We start from the raw sequence: 15,972 nt of genomic DNA on the forward strand, positions 1-15,972 counted from the left end.
CGAAACTCACACGGAGGTTCACACCGAAACTCACTCGTCAGGCGAGGGCATTGTGTCGCGGTCAATCGAATGTGCGTGCCATCGTGATCTGCATTCAACCTGACTACCGGAACGTCGAGCGACTCCGTTTGCCAGCGACCGGTCCCTTTGCATACGACCTCCATTGATAGCCCGTCAGCGATAACGCGACGTCTGCCTTCGTCTTGGTCCAGGTGCCCCGTCTTAACCAGGGACCACCGTGAAGCGCTCGAACTGTTGCATAGTCAGCCGTGACGAACCAAACGAGATGGAAACCGCATCGCGGCGAGTGATCGCCTTTTGTTAAAAGAGAGCTTCGATCCTGTCCTCAACCTGCTCTGCCGCTGTTTTATTTCCCGCCTTTTGGTGCACTATTGCGAGCCTGCTGTAAAGCGGCAAGCAGTTGGGGCATGCCTCAATGGCCTCCTCAAACACAGCAATCGAAGAATCGAATTTGCCCATGTTCGCATGGATGATTCCAATGTTATTTAGCAGCCCCGCCTTTTTTTTGGGGTTCTGAGCCACGAGCTGTGCGTATTCATCCAAAGCAGAATTGTACTGCCGTTTGTGGACCAGACGGTTAGCAGGATTTGCGCGGGCAGCAAACAGCGTTCTGCAGTAAGCATAGCCATTGATGATCATGCCAATGGGTGCAGTAAACGTTCCAAGTATCAGGCATTTCCAGAACTCGATGCAGGCCCGTCGTCGACCGCACTCGCTACAGCTATCGAAAGTGTTCGATTGTGCCCAAACCATAATAAGCAAAAACATCAGGAACACCGTCGAGTACGTTTCTATTTTCAGATAATGGCCACAAAGATCACAAAACCCTTCTCGATGATGATGGCCTTTCTCAGCCTCCGTTGCCGCGTTACTGATTTCCTTGCAGTAGGGGCAATACACTTGAGGTGCCGGTGGGAAGGGAGTCAAATCCGTTGGCAGTTTGCAAAAAGGACAGTCATGAACACGGATGTCGGCGTCAAGTCCATTTGCGTGATACTTCTCCAGTTTGTCATCTAACCTATGTAGGGCAAGCGCGCTGTTAATCGCTTGTTCGAGTTTTTTCCCTTTGCGTTTTCCCGGCCACATTGCTAAGACACGCTTGCTCCCGCTGTGGAAGACCCTCAACACCGATGCCGTTCGCTTCACATCGACAATCGACCCCACTGCGATTCGCTGTCGTCCCAAATAGATTGCCTTGTCGGTCACGGAGATCTTGGTCGTGCTGAAGGATCGACAATCACCTTCCGGTGTCGCCAGCGAGGTTTTTATTCGACATAGTAGATGCTCCTCATCAGGAATCTTGCGAGTAGACGATCGCGAAAAGAACCACAAAATGGCATAGGAAAGCAAGACAATTGGAAGAAAAATAACGAAAAGCACGATCAAGATTGCTGCTAAGTCACTCATTGGATTTCCAGCTGTTTTTTCGAGGTGGAGCTTCTGATGTAAGACTCACTAAGACTTGCCGCGGTACGTCATTCAAGCGTGACCACTCCGGATTCTTGTTTATGTTCGCTGCCGTCGCTGCTTGAAACTTTGTTTCGCACGACGCGAAATCGCATGGTTCGCCAACGGGTTTTCCATGATCGACGAGGCGATGACGATTCCAAGCAATGACGTTCAAATAACCATGCTCATTCCGAGCTTTCTGGTCCGAGCATGAGGGCCCCAGATCATACGGGTGAATATTTGCGTTAACTCCTTTTGGGGAGCCCACTATCTCGTTGCGGGAGGCGGTGATCATGACTGAGCACAAACTGAATCCTTGCAGCATTTATCAAAGCCCGAGTTTGATTACGTCAAAACGCTGTGACGGATTGCAAATGGTATTCCAGTGCATCGTTTGCCCGAGCGCAAAGGCGCGCCTAAGCGACAGCCCGGCTGAAGGTTGTTGTTTACCACCGCAATGCCGGCAACAAAGATTCGTTCACCCATCCCTTTTCGTGCACACACGTCGCACCGGCACTGTGCTTATTTGCACACGTTGATTTCTCCCACTCGAACTCCATCGCTCACCGAAGCACTTCAGCTACAATCCGAGTACACCTGAGAATAGCAACGCTCGACTGGACGGCGATGCAATTCGTCCTGAAACGATCGCCGAATTTGAAGGGCCTTGGAAATCAGATTATGTAATCATCTCAGAGCGTGGCTCAGTGTATCTGAATGGAAATGCCGACCATGCCAAGGGGTTCAACGACCTGCGCGATGTCCATGACCATTTTTCGTTTGGGTTGCCTGTTTAAAGGATCGTCGCGATTCGATTGTTGACCCTCGCCGGTGGGCTGATCAGAAAATACCGAACCTCCACGTAGCACTCACCGTTGTCTTTGGTTTGCGTCATCGCTTGCCCAATACTGGTGGCACATGCCCAAACATTTGTTATCACCTTCAACTTGGGGCAGCGATGGCGGGGGCAGGCTTAGTTTATCATTATCGATGAGCAAATATTTAGAGGCGACATTCGTTTCTTGTATTCTTCTGATGGTCGCCGCGAACGGACATCCTCGCGTACAGTTTCTTGGGGTCACTATCATGTCGTCACGTGCGGCGATGGACGACGTGGTGTCTTCGCTGAGGATGGACACAACGACCCGCTCGTCTAACCTCATTCGCTGAGCAACTCGGCGAATGCCCGCATCGAAAGAATACTTGCAGCCCCTTAAAGATGTTGCAAACAAACTTGACTTGATCACCGAAAACCAAGCCTGACCCTGGCGAAACCGCCTCCCCTGGGGCGCAGTTTCATCGTCATCGCTTCGTGACTTGGGCAGTGACATTTTGAGCCGATCGCATCGGTTACCGATTGGGCAAGACATTCGGCACTTACGCGCGTTCGCTGGCGTCGGATTGCATCTCGCCAATTCCAATCGATTGATGTACGGTTTAACAATCGGCAGTGTCGAACGAGTCTTGCTTCGCTTAGAAACGATCGCGATAGATCAGCAGGATTTTGAGTCGGGAACGGCGTTTTTTGAAATCCGGCACTACCTGCTAGACACGAGCCGCAAAGTCGCAGCGACCTATCGGACGGAACTTGATCAGGCGGAAAAAGCTGAGAAAGACGCATTGTCAGCGATTTTAGATGCCAAAATTTCTGACGAGGATGAACGTGCGACGGAGGTGATGCGGTCTCGTTCAAAAGGAATTATGATTCCTGAAATTGAGATTGCAGAGACGAATCATCCCAAACGGATTATCGGTTCGGATCTTACGGACAATGCGGTTGACTTGATTCGGCTTGATGTCATTATTGGTAAGCAACACGCCTCGCACGCACACAAGCTTGGTAAGGATTTTGAAGCATGGTTTCAGGAACAACTTCGACAACAAGGTGTTGCTTCGGAGAAGACCTCACCCTCGGATTTCACCAGTGAGGAACTCTGCGAACTCGGAATCCCCACGTTGCGGCAGCAGATCGCGGAAATACGAGCATACAACCGAACTCACAAACGCAGCTTGGGGATCTTGTTGTGCGTGAGAGACGACTACGTGGGCCAGCAAATTGCCGATGAGTGCTATTTCTGCGGCTATTTTGGCCGGCGTGATCCTTGCGTTATTGCGTTTGATGACACTGAGAATTTGAGTGAATTCCAGAAAGTATACAAACAGTTCAATCTGCGACTTGTACTGATTCCCGCCAATGGTCCGCAAACCGATCAGGATCTCCAGCAGGCCTTGGACGCGGCAAATTTATGATTTCAAAAATCACGCAAACATCTTATCACTGACATGCTGCACAACTTGATCGGCAAGAAGAATACGGATTCGGACTATGTTGAATCCGTCGCGAGAAAGCTGGCGTTTTGGGATCGTTGGCGGGTTATCTTACTAATCGTGTTCACTCTTCTTATCGCCTCGATGGTCGCATTTTTTGTGGTCCTATTCACTTTTGTTCGTGATCTCAATCTGAACAATACTCGTGGCGTCAACATCAACAATATATTCCTAGTCGTTGCTTTTCTTGTGGGAGTTACATTCGGGATGCACCTTTACGCGGCAATGGGCTACTTTGCAAACGCCTTGATCGCCGGGTTCCGGTCCGAGCGGTTGCTTGTTAAGTATTTCGATGAACGAAAGCCAATTGATCCAAAAGACCAAACCCATGATTGATCGGCTGCCTATTTCAGGATACCGCTCAATATGCTCGTGAAGATAAATGGAAAGGGGCGGCGTCTAAGTACTCCCGAACCTCTTTTTTGTATCCGCTTATTTGCGGACGATGCGTGGAACATTGCCGCCATGTTGGGCCGATTGCTCGCCGCCTCTCGGAACGCTTCGTCATGAGGCGTCCAAATATCATCTTCGTTTGTAGTAAGAACCAATGGCGTAGCCCATCGGCCGAAGCGATTTATCGGAACGATGATCGGGTCTCGGTTCGCTCGCGAGGAACCGTGCGGTCGGCGGTGCAAACGCTTCGATCGAGCGACATCGCATGGGCGGACGCGATTTTGGTGATGGAAGACAAGCACCGAAAGCGAATCTTGGCCGACTTTCCAGGCGAATCTGAATTGATGCCCGTTTATGTGCTAGACATCCCCGACGACTACCAATTCATGGATGACGAATTGGTGACTTTGGTCCGATCGGCAGTGGAGCCGATCATTGAAAAGCTACTATCGAGCTGATGCTCAGTACCCATGTCGAGTTCCCGCGACTGGGCCCGCGCGGTCAAAAAAATGGATCTACCGTTTCGGATGGTGAAATCCGTAGTTGCGCGGGCAGATGGGATCCGATTCTCGGTCGAGATTGATTCCAGACAGAGCGGCAGGGGCAAAAAGTGATCAAAAACGATCGCACTACGCAGCACTAACCCAATCGTCTTTATCCACGTCTCGTTCGGATTGGTAGTGCAGGTGAGGAAAGTTGACGCGGCGTGTTTTCAGCTCCCTGACAAACAGCAGATAGAAAGTGGTTAGGCCGACCTTGGTCCAGGCTTCGACGTTTGTAAAATCAACTGCGGCTGTCACGTCCCAGTGGGCTTTAAGAAACGTTTCCCACGATCCAGGATGTTTCCGTGATCGAGCGGGCTCAATGCCGTTGGCCTTCATGTTGTTGCCGACTGTGGTGTCCACGATCTTGTCGCCGACTTTAGATTACTCACCTTGAATACGATCGAAACCCCAGGTGGGATTCTCTTTGGCTAACTTCACGTTCAAACCAACGATCACTTGGCGCCCCCATGGATGGCCATGTTTCTCCTCTTTGCAGCGGAACAGGGGACACCTTTTTGGTCCAAGCCCTTTTGATCCACAGTTGGCAGCACCGCACAGGAACGCGGGAAAGGAACGCGGCAGTTCGACGCGAGGTGACGCTTATCCGTTTGTCGGCCTCGATCCGTAACCGCGAGCGAAACCGGTTCTTGGTGGTGCAAACGGGAAAGTTACTCTGGTAAATGGAATCGGACTATACTAAAGCTCGTAATCCGACTTGTCACAGGTCGGGGGGGGTATCACCCAGACCATGCCGAGCGTACCGACGTGTCACGAGTCATCTTGCGATGATTTTCCGCGTCTCGATGCGACGCAGCGGCAAATCCTTTGTCACAATCGATCAACCAGATGAATTTTGAACGCGACCACCGACGAGACATTGATTGGCGAAACATTGATTGGGGGAGAATCGAGGAATTTCGTCCTTTTCTCCTATATGGAGTTCCCATCATGCTGCTGGTCATTTTCGCCTACACGTCTATCTACACGGTCCAAGCAGAATCGCAGGGAGTCGTTCTCCGGTTTGGTAAGTATGTCAAAACGGTGGACCCAGGTTTGCGATTCAAGATTCCTTTCGGCATTGATCGGGTTTCCGTCGTTCCCGTAAAGCGTCAGCTGAAACAGGAATTCGGTTTTGGCACCGAGGGCGCCCTGGACGCGACGCAGTTTTCGTCCGAGCAGGAAGAAGAGCGTAGCATGGTCACGGGGGATCTCAATGCTGCGACGGTGGAATGGATCATCCAGTATCGAATTCGGGAACCGCAATTATTTCTATTCGAGGTGCACAACCCTGGCGATACGCTACGCGACATTTCGGAATCGGTGATGCGTACCGTGGTCGGGGATCGCACCGTAGACGAAGTCATCACTGTGGGACGGCAAGAGATCGAAGCGGACGCTCTGACCCAGCTGCAAGAAGTGGTGAACAAGTACAGGCTTGGTTTGAGCATCGATCAGGTCCAACTAAAGAATGTCAATCCGCCTTTGCCGGTTCAACCATCGTTCAACGAAGTCAACCAAGCCCAGCAGGAACGGGAAAAAATGATCAACGTCGCCAACGGCGAATACAACAAAGTTGTACCTCGCGCCAGTGGTGAAGCCGAACAGAAGATTCAAGCTGCCGAGGGGTACGCACTCAAACGCGTCAACGAAGCCGCTGGTGATGTGTCTCGCTTCAATGCTGTGTTAACCGAGTTCCTGAAAGCCCCAGAGGTGACCAAACGACGCATCTACATCGAAACGATGCAAGAGGTTGTTCCCAACTTAGGTAAGAAGATCATCATCGACGAAGAGGCCAGTCAAATCTTGCCACTGCTGCAACTGTCAACGGAAACCCAAGGGGGCCAACGATGAAACGTGCTTCTATCCCAATTGTGATCATTGTCCTGGCATTGGTGGCCATCTTCGGATTAAGCGGCGCGTACACCGTGTCCGAAACCGAACAGATCATCATCACACAGTTCGGCAAACCCGTTGGTGAACCGATCAGCGATGCAGGGCTACATTTCAAGATCCCCTTCATCCAAGAAGTGACTCGTATCGAGAAGCGAATTATGGAGTGGGACGGTCGCCCCAACGAGATGCCGACCAAGGACAAGACCTACATCGTGGTCGATACATTCGGGCGATGGCGAATCAAGGACGCTAAACAATTCTTTTTGCGATTACGAGACGAGCGTAGTGCCCAATCTCGCTTGGATGATATTCTCGGCAGTGAAACCCGCAATGCCATCGCCAAACACGAACTCATCGAAGTCATTCGGACCACGAAGGATCGCCAGCCCGATCGCGACGCGACTTTGGTCGACGCGCCAGGCAACATCGGCATGCTTTATCCCATCGCGATGGGCCGAGCAAAAATCGAAGCTGAGATTTTCGGAAAGGCCGCCGCCAAGCTCACCGATTTCGGGATCGAATTGCTTGACGTCCGCTTCAAGCGAATCAATTACAACGAGAGTGTTCGTAAACGTATTTTCGAACGCATGATCAGTGAACGACAGCAGATCGCGGAACGCTTTCGCAGTGAGGGCGCCGGTGAAGCGGCAAAGATCATGGGCAAGAGCGAACGTGACTTACTGAGCATTGAGTCCGAAGCCTACAAAAAGGTCCAGGAAATTCACGGGGTTGCGGACGCAAAGGCGACAGAAATCTACGCCAAAGCTTACAACCAAAGCCACGAATCGGTCGCCTTCTATGAATTTATTATGACGATGGAGTCGTACCAAGATATGCTCGATCAAGAGAGCACACTGATACTCACCACTGGAAGCGATATCTTTAAATTCCTCAAGAATGTCGAACAGCCCAACGACGACGCTGCTGCTATGAAAAAAGCGGAGCACGACGCTAACGCCAAGAAAGCTGCTGACGACGCCGCTGCTGCGGCGAAGGAGAACGCTGAAGCCGAGAACGCTGAAGTCGAAAACGCTGCTGACGCCAATCAGGCTGTTGACGACGCGGCTGCCAATGAAAAAGTTGAAACCGAAACGGGTGGTTAGAAGAAAGGATGAAGCTGGCAACGAGTCAAGCACCTAGACGACGCGCTGGGCTCGTTCGGTTAATTGCGATTATGGCGTCGATAGAATGTCACAATACCCGTTTCGACTGAGTTTGTTTGAAACGACAAATTCGATTTTACTCTCGGGGGCCACGGGTTGGTTCGGCGAGTTCGCCTGAACCGTAATTGGTCACAATTCGTTACCGTAGCCTGCCTCCACGTAGAGTCGGGCCGCTTCTTTGTAAGGTGGTTCCCATCCAAGTTCTTGTAGCAAATCGCGCCGTTTCTTGAGGTACCATTTCGGTTCAATCGATTCCCGATGTGCCTCAAGTAATTCCAATGCTCGCCCTTTTTTGCCGGATCGCCGCAATATCCGATCCTCGAGCAAAATGAACTCGGGACGAACTCGATTCGTTTGGTCGATCAGTCGTTGATAGACAGCGAAAAGTTGTTCCTGATAGTGAACTGGATTTGAGATCGGCCATCGCTCTTGCACGCTCGGTAATTCGCGATACGCCAACGCTCGTCCAAGCCGGTAGCGAGTGTAGGCGAGGACCCAAGCTGTTGATGCGGGTAGCTGCTGCGACTCAGACGGAAGCTGCTCGGACAGCACGTTTTCAAGCTGCCTCGCCGATCCGATGATAGTGCGTAAGTTTTCCTTGCGATCCTCGTCGGTATCAATCGCAATCAATTCAGTCTGAGAGGATGTCATTTGTTGCCAAGCATTCGGGGCGACGTCTGTTGGCCGTTTTAACTTTTCAAGCAACGGCTCCTCGACCAGCCCCGGTTTGAGCTTTGAACGTGTTAACGCTGGAGCCATTTGCCCGGGTTTCCATCGACGAAGCCAAGCTTGTCTTGCAACGAACTCCAGACGCTCGTCATCTGAATCGGCATCTTGAATCTTTTTGGCAACGATGGCCAATTGCTCGCTTCGCCAGCTTTCCGCTTCGATTTCGTTAGGCTCTGCCCTCACTGAACTAATCGGCAGCGTCGCTATGAAAAGGATCGAGAGCCACGTCCGCGATGATCGTTTACCAAGTAGTTTTTGGAGCAAACAAATAGCCATTTTGTGATCAAAAGTGAGGGCGAAGAAGGATGAATGAATCGGATGGGCTTCAATCGATAACGCAGGGTCGATTTCGTTTCGTTATACTTTAAGCGTTCCCGTCAGTGCCGTGGGATGAAAAATGGAACCGAACATTTTTGGCGGATGAATTCGGAGTTTACGTCCTCAGATCAGATCAGATCAGATCAGATCAGATCAGATCAGATCAGATCAGATCAGATTAGATCAGATCAGATCAGGTCAGGTCAGGTCAGGTTTTGGGTCGAGATCGAGCCTAGCTTGGACGGTGGTCGCAAGAAAGCGTGCCAAACCGAACTCGCTCTGCAATCGTTTACCAACCGATTCGTCACTGTTAAATCAACGATCACTCGGCGGATCATTGGCCGACCCGGTCTCTTCTTTTTTCGATCGGAGTAGTCCCACTTATTGGTCACCAACTGATGGTGTCAGCGCAGGATTGTGTCCGGTGTGAACAGCGTCCCAGCCTGCTCGAGCTGTTTGCGGCCAATGAGTTTTCCTTTGACTGCCAAACGACGTCGCTGGTCATCGGAAAGCAAGATCCGCTTCTTGCCGAGCTGCTCTTTGAGAATGGCATTTTCGGTGCGAAGGTACTCAATGACCTTTTGTGGTTGATTGATCCAAATGGCAAGAATGATCAGCATCAACTGCCACGGTTGCAGAACGAATTTCGTCGGCGTCTCGGAAAAGCCGAGACGATCATTGGTGTGAAGCGAGAAGTAAAGCTGCGTGGCCAATCATGTGAGCGAAACAGCCTTTTCGCCGGTCTGGGGAGAACCACGGGGGAAACATTGCCGACGTAATTAGCACATCGGTTCGGCTGCGATGTGAGGTTCGAAAAGGTTTCAAAGTCGACTTTCGGAAGTGTTAAATGCTCACCTGACTTTTGTTTCCCCACGGGTTTTCACGACTCTTTCGTTCTATCCGATGTTGCTAACCGCGATGTAATCGCGAGGACAAATAGGAATGCACTGCTACGAACAGTGAACAAGGGGAAACCCGTCCGAACGCTTTGTTTTTGGACAGCTTGAGATACTGCTCGGCGACAGTGATAATGATCGCACTAGCCCGCACCAAACGGAAACGCATAATCAAGTCGATGAAATGCATAACCATTGTCCACGTTTTCTGAATGCTGCTTTTTTCGGCTTGTTGATTTTTGGATTATGGGTGCCATCTGCTGTTTATTCAAAGCCGCCGGGTGAACCAAATCCAATTCAATACGTCGTACTTGAGGGTGGCGGACCTGACCAAGGACCCGGTCCTGATGTTTGCAAGAATATGAGCGCTTTATCCGAACGGTTCGGTCCCGTATCTGCGTCCTCCGATCGCATGATTGCCTATGGCGTTCAGCAACTTCGCATCCTATCGCGTTCGACAGATGTTGTGCGGCGAGATGTGAATCAGGCATTGGATCTAGCGGAACGCACTGGCATTCCGGTGTTTTTGCACGTTGATTCTTGCTACGGGTGGGGCGCGGACAGTGAGAAAAAGCAAGAAGATGCACCGTCGGCGAAATTCTGGCAGCATCCGGAGATGCGTGAGTGGGATCGATTCCCCAATGGCGATCAGCTTCAAGAACGGGTGCCTCGTCCATGGTTGCACTGGGGCCCTTGGTGTTCACCGGCACCGGCCGTAGCGGCTTTCGGATCCCCAACGTTTGTCACCTTTGCGACATCGCAGCTCGACGAAGGAGTGTTATTACCTGTGGCCAGCCGTTTACGGAAATGGCAGCGTGATGGTCGTGAGTACCTGTTTGCGGGCATCAACATTGGCTGGGAGGCTCACTTCCCAAATTTTGGCGATCCCGCAATGCTCCGCTCAATCGAACTCGCTGGCGGTGTCGTGCGTGCTGAGTACCCACGTTCGGCGCGTGGCGTCGAGATGGACCGGGATTTTGTCGGCAAACAGCTTGGTTACGCCTCACTGCATTGGCGCGGGTGGAACGAGGAGCGATTGAGATTGGCTGCTAAGCAGGAGGGAATCACACGTGACGTGAAATTTCAACAGCTCTGCTACGAATCTCTGCACGATTTCATGGAGACGATGGCAAAGGCATGTTGCGATCAAGGCATCACAGCCGATCGAGTCTTTACCCATATCGTGGCACTTGCATCCGTCCAGAACGCAACCACGATTCGTCCACCGATTTGGACAGCGGTTAACCCGTACTCGACGCCTGGTTTTACGATGGACAATCGTGGTGGCGCTAAGTTCGATCTGGCTGAAACTGTACGCCAAGTCCGTGCTGCCAACGGCAATCACGACGTCCACTTCGGTGTTGTCGAGTCCTATTTTAATCTTGGCGGCCGTGTCTACTTCAATGACACCGCTGAATGCCTAAGCGAGATCAAAGCGATGTTCGCCGCTGGTGCTCGCGTGCAAGCCTTCTACGGCGGTTTTCCTCTTGCTGCCAACCGAATTCCGAAGCCAGCACTTGTGGCGATCGAGCAGTGGCTTAGTGGAAACCAGGCCATTGCACCTGAGCAGCGAAAAGGCAACTGAAACCCTTCTGGAAATTATATGTTGACGTGACGTTTGATGGCAGGATCTCTTCGTACCAGCGAATCAATTGTTCTTCAAACTCTTTGGTCAGCTCGGGTTCAAGGTCGACATCGCTTCGTGACTCGCGGGGGGCCTTGGTGAAGTTATTTTGTTGGGGGCGTCCACCGTCGTAGTCGGGCAATAACTTCCAGTCGTCTTTCTGAGTTGCTAGGTCGTGCAAACCATTTTCGTTGCCGAAGTCTTTGATATGCGGCGTTCGAGAGAAGTAGAGTGGCTTTGCACGAGCGAAGCGTTACCCAGAATCGCATCCAGCATGTCTTTGCCGTCGAATGAATGCTTTGCCGATGGGCTAGATCCGGCTGGCCTTGAAAGCGACGGAGCCAAGTCGAAGGCGGCAAGTACGGTCTACGTGTCTCGCGTGCCCGATTTTTCTTGCAAAATGCACGGGCGTCAAACAATTGGAGGAGAACGAATGCCATTTTTATAGAGTGTCGCTTTGCAGACCCGCAACGGTTTTGTCGCTGGATCGCACGTCTTTGGCTCGGGACCATTGTCAGAGCAAAACACGATCAATGCCGAAATAGCCTAGGTCCGACCAGCCGAGATCGTCGATAAACACCACGATGGTGTTCGATGGACGATCGGCGGCATGGGATCTGTCGGCGAAGAATTGCGTCGCCAACGCGGCAACACACTTGGTGAAGCATCGCCAGGAGAAACATTCAACGGTGTTCGGTACAAGTTCATCGCTTCACCGTTCGCCGTATGGGACCCGCGTTCAGAAGGTGCGACGCATCGGCCGAAACGCCCGGAAGCTCGCCCCGTTTTTCCGGAGTGATATGCCCGATGGCCGTGGTTGGTCGACTTGGAATCGTGTCGCCTGTTTGCTCGCACCACGCGTCCATCACATCGCGAAGTTCTTCAAGGATCGCGGCACATTCTGGCGAGTCGACGAGATTGTTGAACTGATTCGGGTCTGATTGAACGTTATAAAATTCTTCAAAGGGGCGAGGTTGAAGGAAGATGTCACGCTGTTGCGGTTCTAGCAATCCGTTGGCTTCCGCATCCCATAACTCTTTGCCAGCAGGAAACTTGTCTGCCGACTCGGCGCAAAGATTCTGATCTTGGTGATTGTGGTTGCGGATATACACCCAGTCGGCAAATCGCACCATTCGTTCGTTGGCAGGGTACGTGTGCCAATTGTGTTCTGCAAAAACATAATCACGGACGGTGAGTTCCGGATCACTCAGGGTCGGAACCAGACTGACGCCTTGAAACTGTTTTGGAATGGATACGTTCGCCAATTCCAGCACTGTCGGGCCAATATCAATCAGACTTACCAGCGACTTTGAGCGTTTGCCCGCGGCAATGCCCGGTCCGGAAATGACGAGTGGCACTTTTGCACCGGAATCGTAAAGCCGCGTCTTGGCTCGAGGAAATGGTTTCCCGTTATCGCTGGTGAAGATCACATAAGTGTGCTGGTCGATGCCTTGCTTTTTGAGTTCCTCCAGCAACAGGCCGAGATAAAAGTCGGTTCGTGCTACTTCGTGATAGTACCCTAGAAAATCGCGGCGAGTCATGGGGCCATCGCAAAGGTAAGGCGGCACCACAACATCTTTGAGTAGGAACGGCGGGGCGTTCTCTGTGAACTGCCAGTCGCGGTGCGCGTCATGGGAGGCAAACAGGCAGAAGAACGGTTGGTCGTTCGGCCGGTTGTTCAATATGTCGATCCAATCTTTCGAACCACTGGGTTTGCCGCCGGGATAGATTTGATCGAAGGCATCGACGAGTCGAGACTCGTCGTCCGACTTTCCGTCGTAGGTCATGTGATTCTTGCCGCTCAGTACCGTGTAGTATCCTTCACGCCGCAGTCGCCCCGGAAATTTCCACTGATCGCGAGGAAGTGGCGTGTGCAATTCGGGTGCTCCCGTGTTATGCGGATAGCGACTCGTGAGGATGCTGCATCGGCTTGGGCTGCAACTGCTGGCCGTTACATAGGCGTTCTCAAATGTCATTCCCGTAGCGGCTAGCTGGTCGAGATTGGGCGTAGGTACAGGACCTCCATAGGTTCCCACATCTTCCGAGGAGATATCATCGGTAATGAAGAAGATGAAATTGGGGCGTGGCTTTTCTTCCGCAACCGCCGTCGCTAGACAAGTGAGTGAGAAGAAAAGGGAAAGGACAAACTTTTGTTGCATCGTATCCATGATTGGGGTTGATGTATTCAAAGGACCGTTGGAAACGCACTGATGCGCAGCGTGGTGCATCCATAGGGAACCAACGTGATGGGTTGCGGCTTTTCGCCTTTCGGAAACGACGCAGGGCTCCACGGCAATGGACCAGCTTCGTCGTGATAGCGAGCCCATAGCGGATTTGGAACACCGTAAGCCTTGATCATGAGCGGTGCGTTTTTCAGGTTCCACGGGTTGCTGGCTAACGGTTTATCACTATCGACGACAACGAACTTTCGAGTTGCTACCTCCATTCCGGAGACGATGTCTTTTTCAAACAGCGACAAGTTCCATAGCGTTTCGGTACGAACCTCATCGCCGCCTTTGCGCTGTGTCCATTGCTCGTCCATTTTCAATGCGAAGACCAAGGGGCCAAGCAAAACACTGGCGCAGTTTTCATGACCACGCTCGAACCGGACCTGCATTGGCAACCGCAACGTCACGGTATCGTCCGCTTTCCAAACACGGTCGAGCACCGCCATGGTGCTAGCCTTGGGCGATAACGTTTTCTGGCCGTTGATCTCAATGGACGCGTTTTCACACCAAGCCGGGATGCGCAGATGCAGCGGAAAGCGAGTCGGCTTGATGGTACTGACCGTAAAGCGAACGGTATCGCGGAAGGGGTAGTCCGTTTCTTCGACGATCGTCACCTTGGCTGCGTCGTTCACCGTCGTCGTGACGCGGCACGGCGCGTAAGCCATCGTTGCGAGTCCACCGTCGCGCGAGGCCATCCACAAGTGAGCGGCAAACTTGGGCCATGCCTGATGCATGTTGCAGGTGCAACAAGGATAACCGTTCGTCAAACCGAAAAGGTTCGAGTCATAGGCGTGGTTGGTGAATTTGTGAGGACTGTAAGTGCAGGAAATTTGATTGGCCTGCTGAAAGTATTGTCGCGCCGTGAAGTCATCGGTGGCTTGTGTTGGCAGTGCGTTGAAGGCAACTCGCTCAAGCATGTCAGCAAAACGCACGTCGCCCGAGATCTCGAAATTCTTCTCCAGCGAAAACAATGTTTCGGAAATCGTGCAAAATTCACTACCGCGAGTCGGATCCGTGCCGTGCATCCCTTCATCGCCGCCCCACAAACCATGTGGCTGACCATGATGGGTGCGAATGTCGTCAAGGGCCTTCATCGTGACCGCGAGCGACTGTTCAATGCCATCGCGCTGGCCGAAAACTAAAGGGTACTTCAATGCATGCCCCAGATTGACGCAGTGGTAAGCATCACCGGCGCCATGGTGCGCGCCGTATCGAAACAGTCTCAGTTTTGCCCCCGTTTGGAAGTCATCAACCCACGGATACGTTTGCTGTATGAGCAGGTCTGCCAACTCCAGTAAGAACTCTTCCCCCGTTACGTTGTAGAGCCAATAGACGCTCATCACGTTGTCGCCACCGCGTCGTCCTGCCCACCAAGAACCACTGTCCGAATTATTAGGGTCGTACAACGGTCGTGATTTCAGTTCGGCATGTTGAAAACGCGCGTAACGCAACATGCAATCGAGTGCTCGATGGTCGCCTGTCGCCATGTAGTGCTGCTGCAGAATTTTCAGCATCACCATCCGCGGCCACCAGTCGTCGGGATCCGCGATTTGTGCACCGGTTGGCGGTACAGTGGTTCGATCTTTGTCCTTTAGTTCATACGGGCCGATCTGTCCGCCCGGTCGCTGGTTCGAAAGTGTCCACTCGATCCAACGCATCGCCTTGGCTTCAAGGTCTTTATCGTCAAGCAACTTGGCCAGCGGATAGAGCCCGTCGATCCAATAAGGCCCGCGTTCCCACGTGTCGCCATCCCCACCCAACCAGGCATTGCGGTCCCCACATACGGGTTCGTACACCTCATCTAGGTTGCCGGTCAGTCCATCAGCCATCGTTTGAAGTTGTTGCTTCAGCCAACCATTGGGCTTAACCGTCCCTAATGGCAATTCAGCGTAAGCCTTTTCGATCAACGGTGGTCGATTGAATCGGACGACTGCATTTGTTTCAGCGAGTACTGGCGCCGACACTAGTACAAATAGCCCTACCGATATCGATAATTGCAGCATCATTCAAGTTGACTTTCTATTGAGCTTCAAAGGTGTCCACACCATTGTAGCGATCGTGGAGCGTATGAGTTCCATGAGTCGGTGGTTGTAGGGATGTTGGGTGCGAGTGGCTGGGGACGTGTCAGCATTCGGTCTATATTTGATCTCCACTGGGTGTACGCAGAAGAATGAGTGTAAGCAGAAGAAAACAGTAACTGTGTCGAGAACTCAGACAAATTGTGTCAGAATGTCCTGACAGACAGCACGGCTGATTATTTCGGCCCAATGGAGACGTGTCAAAATGAGAACCCCCTCGCACCGTGACTTGACCAGCATTCTGCTGGCTTCACTCCGGCTGACAGTCCGGAATCAAAGAAAAGGGAAAAGAACTACCATGCCCAAC

At 52.0% G+C, this 15,972-nt stretch carries 13 protein-coding genes; 6 read left to right on the top strand and 7 right to left on the bottom strand.

Annotation, left to right across the window (positions count from 1 at the left end; genetic code table 11):
- Positions 1-321 precede the first annotated feature (321 nt).
- Positions 322-1,428 carry a tetratricopeptide repeat protein gene (locus CA13_RS28700; protein WP_146402513.1) on the bottom strand — a complete coding sequence of 369 codons (1,107 nt, stop codon included), beginning with the start codon at positions 1,426-1,428 and terminating at the stop codon, positions 322-324.
- A gap of 1,374 nt (positions 1,429-2,802) precedes the next feature.
- Here CA13_RS28700 and CA13_RS28710 point away from each other — a divergent pair.
- The 3 genes from CA13_RS28710 to CA13_RS28720 all read left to right on the top strand — a co-directional run bounded on the left by CA13_RS28710 (position 2,803) and on the right by CA13_RS28720 (position 4,649).
- Positions 2,803-3,720, top strand: a complete 918-nt coding sequence (locus tag CA13_RS28710) for a hypothetical protein (protein WP_146402515.1) — start codon at positions 2,803-2,805, stop codon at positions 3,718-3,720.
- 33 nt (positions 3,721-3,753) lie between these two features.
- Positions 3,754-4,134 (top strand): hypothetical protein, encoded by a 381-nt coding sequence (locus CA13_RS28715; protein ID WP_146402517.1) that lies wholly within the window; start codon positions 3,754-3,756, stop codon positions 4,132-4,134.
- A 170-nt stretch (positions 4,135-4,304) separates the two neighbouring features.
- Positions 4,305-4,649 carry a low molecular weight protein tyrosine phosphatase family protein gene (locus CA13_RS28720; protein ID WP_146402518.1) on the top strand — a complete coding sequence of 115 codons (345 nt, stop codon included), beginning with the start codon at positions 4,305-4,307 and terminating at the stop codon, positions 4,647-4,649.
- A 171-nt stretch (positions 4,650-4,820) separates the two neighbouring features.
- On the opposite strand, the gene CA13_RS28725 is transcribed toward CA13_RS28720, so the two are convergent.
- A complete protein-coding gene (locus CA13_RS28725; RefSeq protein WP_146402520.1) occupies positions 4,821-5,096 on the bottom strand; it encodes a hypothetical protein in 276 nt (91 codons plus the stop codon).
- 486 nt (positions 5,097-5,582) lie between these two features.
- Between CA13_RS28725 and hflK the strand changes: the two genes are divergently transcribed.
- Positions 5,583-6,587, top strand: a complete 1,005-nt coding sequence (hflK, locus tag CA13_RS28730) for an FtsH protease activity modulator HflK (protein WP_146402522.1) — start codon at positions 5,583-5,585, stop codon at positions 6,585-6,587.
- A complete protein-coding gene (hflC, locus tag CA13_RS28735; RefSeq protein WP_473087503.1) occupies positions 6,584-7,732 on the top strand; it encodes a protease modulator HflC in 1,149 nt (382 codons plus the stop codon). The genes hflK and hflC overlap by 4 nt, the downstream gene beginning before the upstream one ends.
- Positions 7,733-7,921: 189 nt before the next feature.
- Here hflC and CA13_RS28740 read toward each other — a convergent pair whose 3' ends face one another.
- Together CA13_RS28740 and CA13_RS28745 are read right to left on the bottom strand one after the other, a co-directional pair.
- Entirely contained in the window at positions 7,922-8,797 is an 876-nt protein-coding gene (locus CA13_RS28740; protein WP_146402524.1) for a hypothetical protein, read from the bottom strand.
- A gap of 446 nt (positions 8,798-9,243) precedes the next feature.
- Positions 9,244-9,552: a hypothetical protein gene (locus CA13_RS28745; RefSeq protein ID WP_146402526.1), complete on the bottom strand. Its 309-nt coding sequence runs from the start codon at positions 9,550-9,552 to the stop codon at positions 9,244-9,246.
- Positions 9,553-10,096: 544 nt separating this feature from the next.
- Here CA13_RS28745 and CA13_RS28750 point away from each other — a divergent pair.
- Positions 10,097-11,320, top strand: coding sequence for a hypothetical protein (locus CA13_RS28750; protein WP_419194955.1), 1,224 nt, complete (start codon positions 10,097-10,099; stop codon positions 11,318-11,320).
- Here CA13_RS28750 and CA13_RS28755 read toward each other — a convergent pair.
- From CA13_RS28755 to CA13_RS28765, 3 genes are all read right to left on the bottom strand, one after another.
- Positions 11,274-11,540, bottom strand: a complete 267-nt coding sequence (locus tag CA13_RS28755; RefSeq protein WP_146402528.1) for a hypothetical protein — start codon at positions 11,538-11,540, stop codon at positions 11,274-11,276. The two genes, CA13_RS28750 and CA13_RS28755, sit on opposite strands and share 47 nt — an antisense overlap.
- Before the next feature lie 523 nt (positions 11,541-12,063).
- Complete coding sequence (locus CA13_RS28760) at positions 12,064-13,527, bottom strand: sulfatase family protein (protein ID WP_419194956.1); 1,464 nt, start codon at positions 13,525-13,527, stop codon at positions 12,064-12,066.
- Positions 13,528-13,544: 17 nt separating this feature from the next.
- Positions 13,545-15,593: a beta-L-arabinofuranosidase domain-containing protein gene (locus CA13_RS28765; protein ID WP_146402532.1), complete on the bottom strand. Its 2,049-nt coding sequence runs from the start codon at positions 15,591-15,593 to the stop codon at positions 13,545-13,547.
- Positions 15,594-15,972 lie beyond the last annotated feature (379 nt).

It is taken from the genome of Novipirellula herctigrandis (genome assembly GCA_007859835.1).
In the GTDB taxonomy this organism is placed as follows: Bacteria; Planctomycetota; Planctomycetia; order Pirellulales; family Pirellulaceae; genus Novipirellula_A; species Novipirellula_A herctigrandis.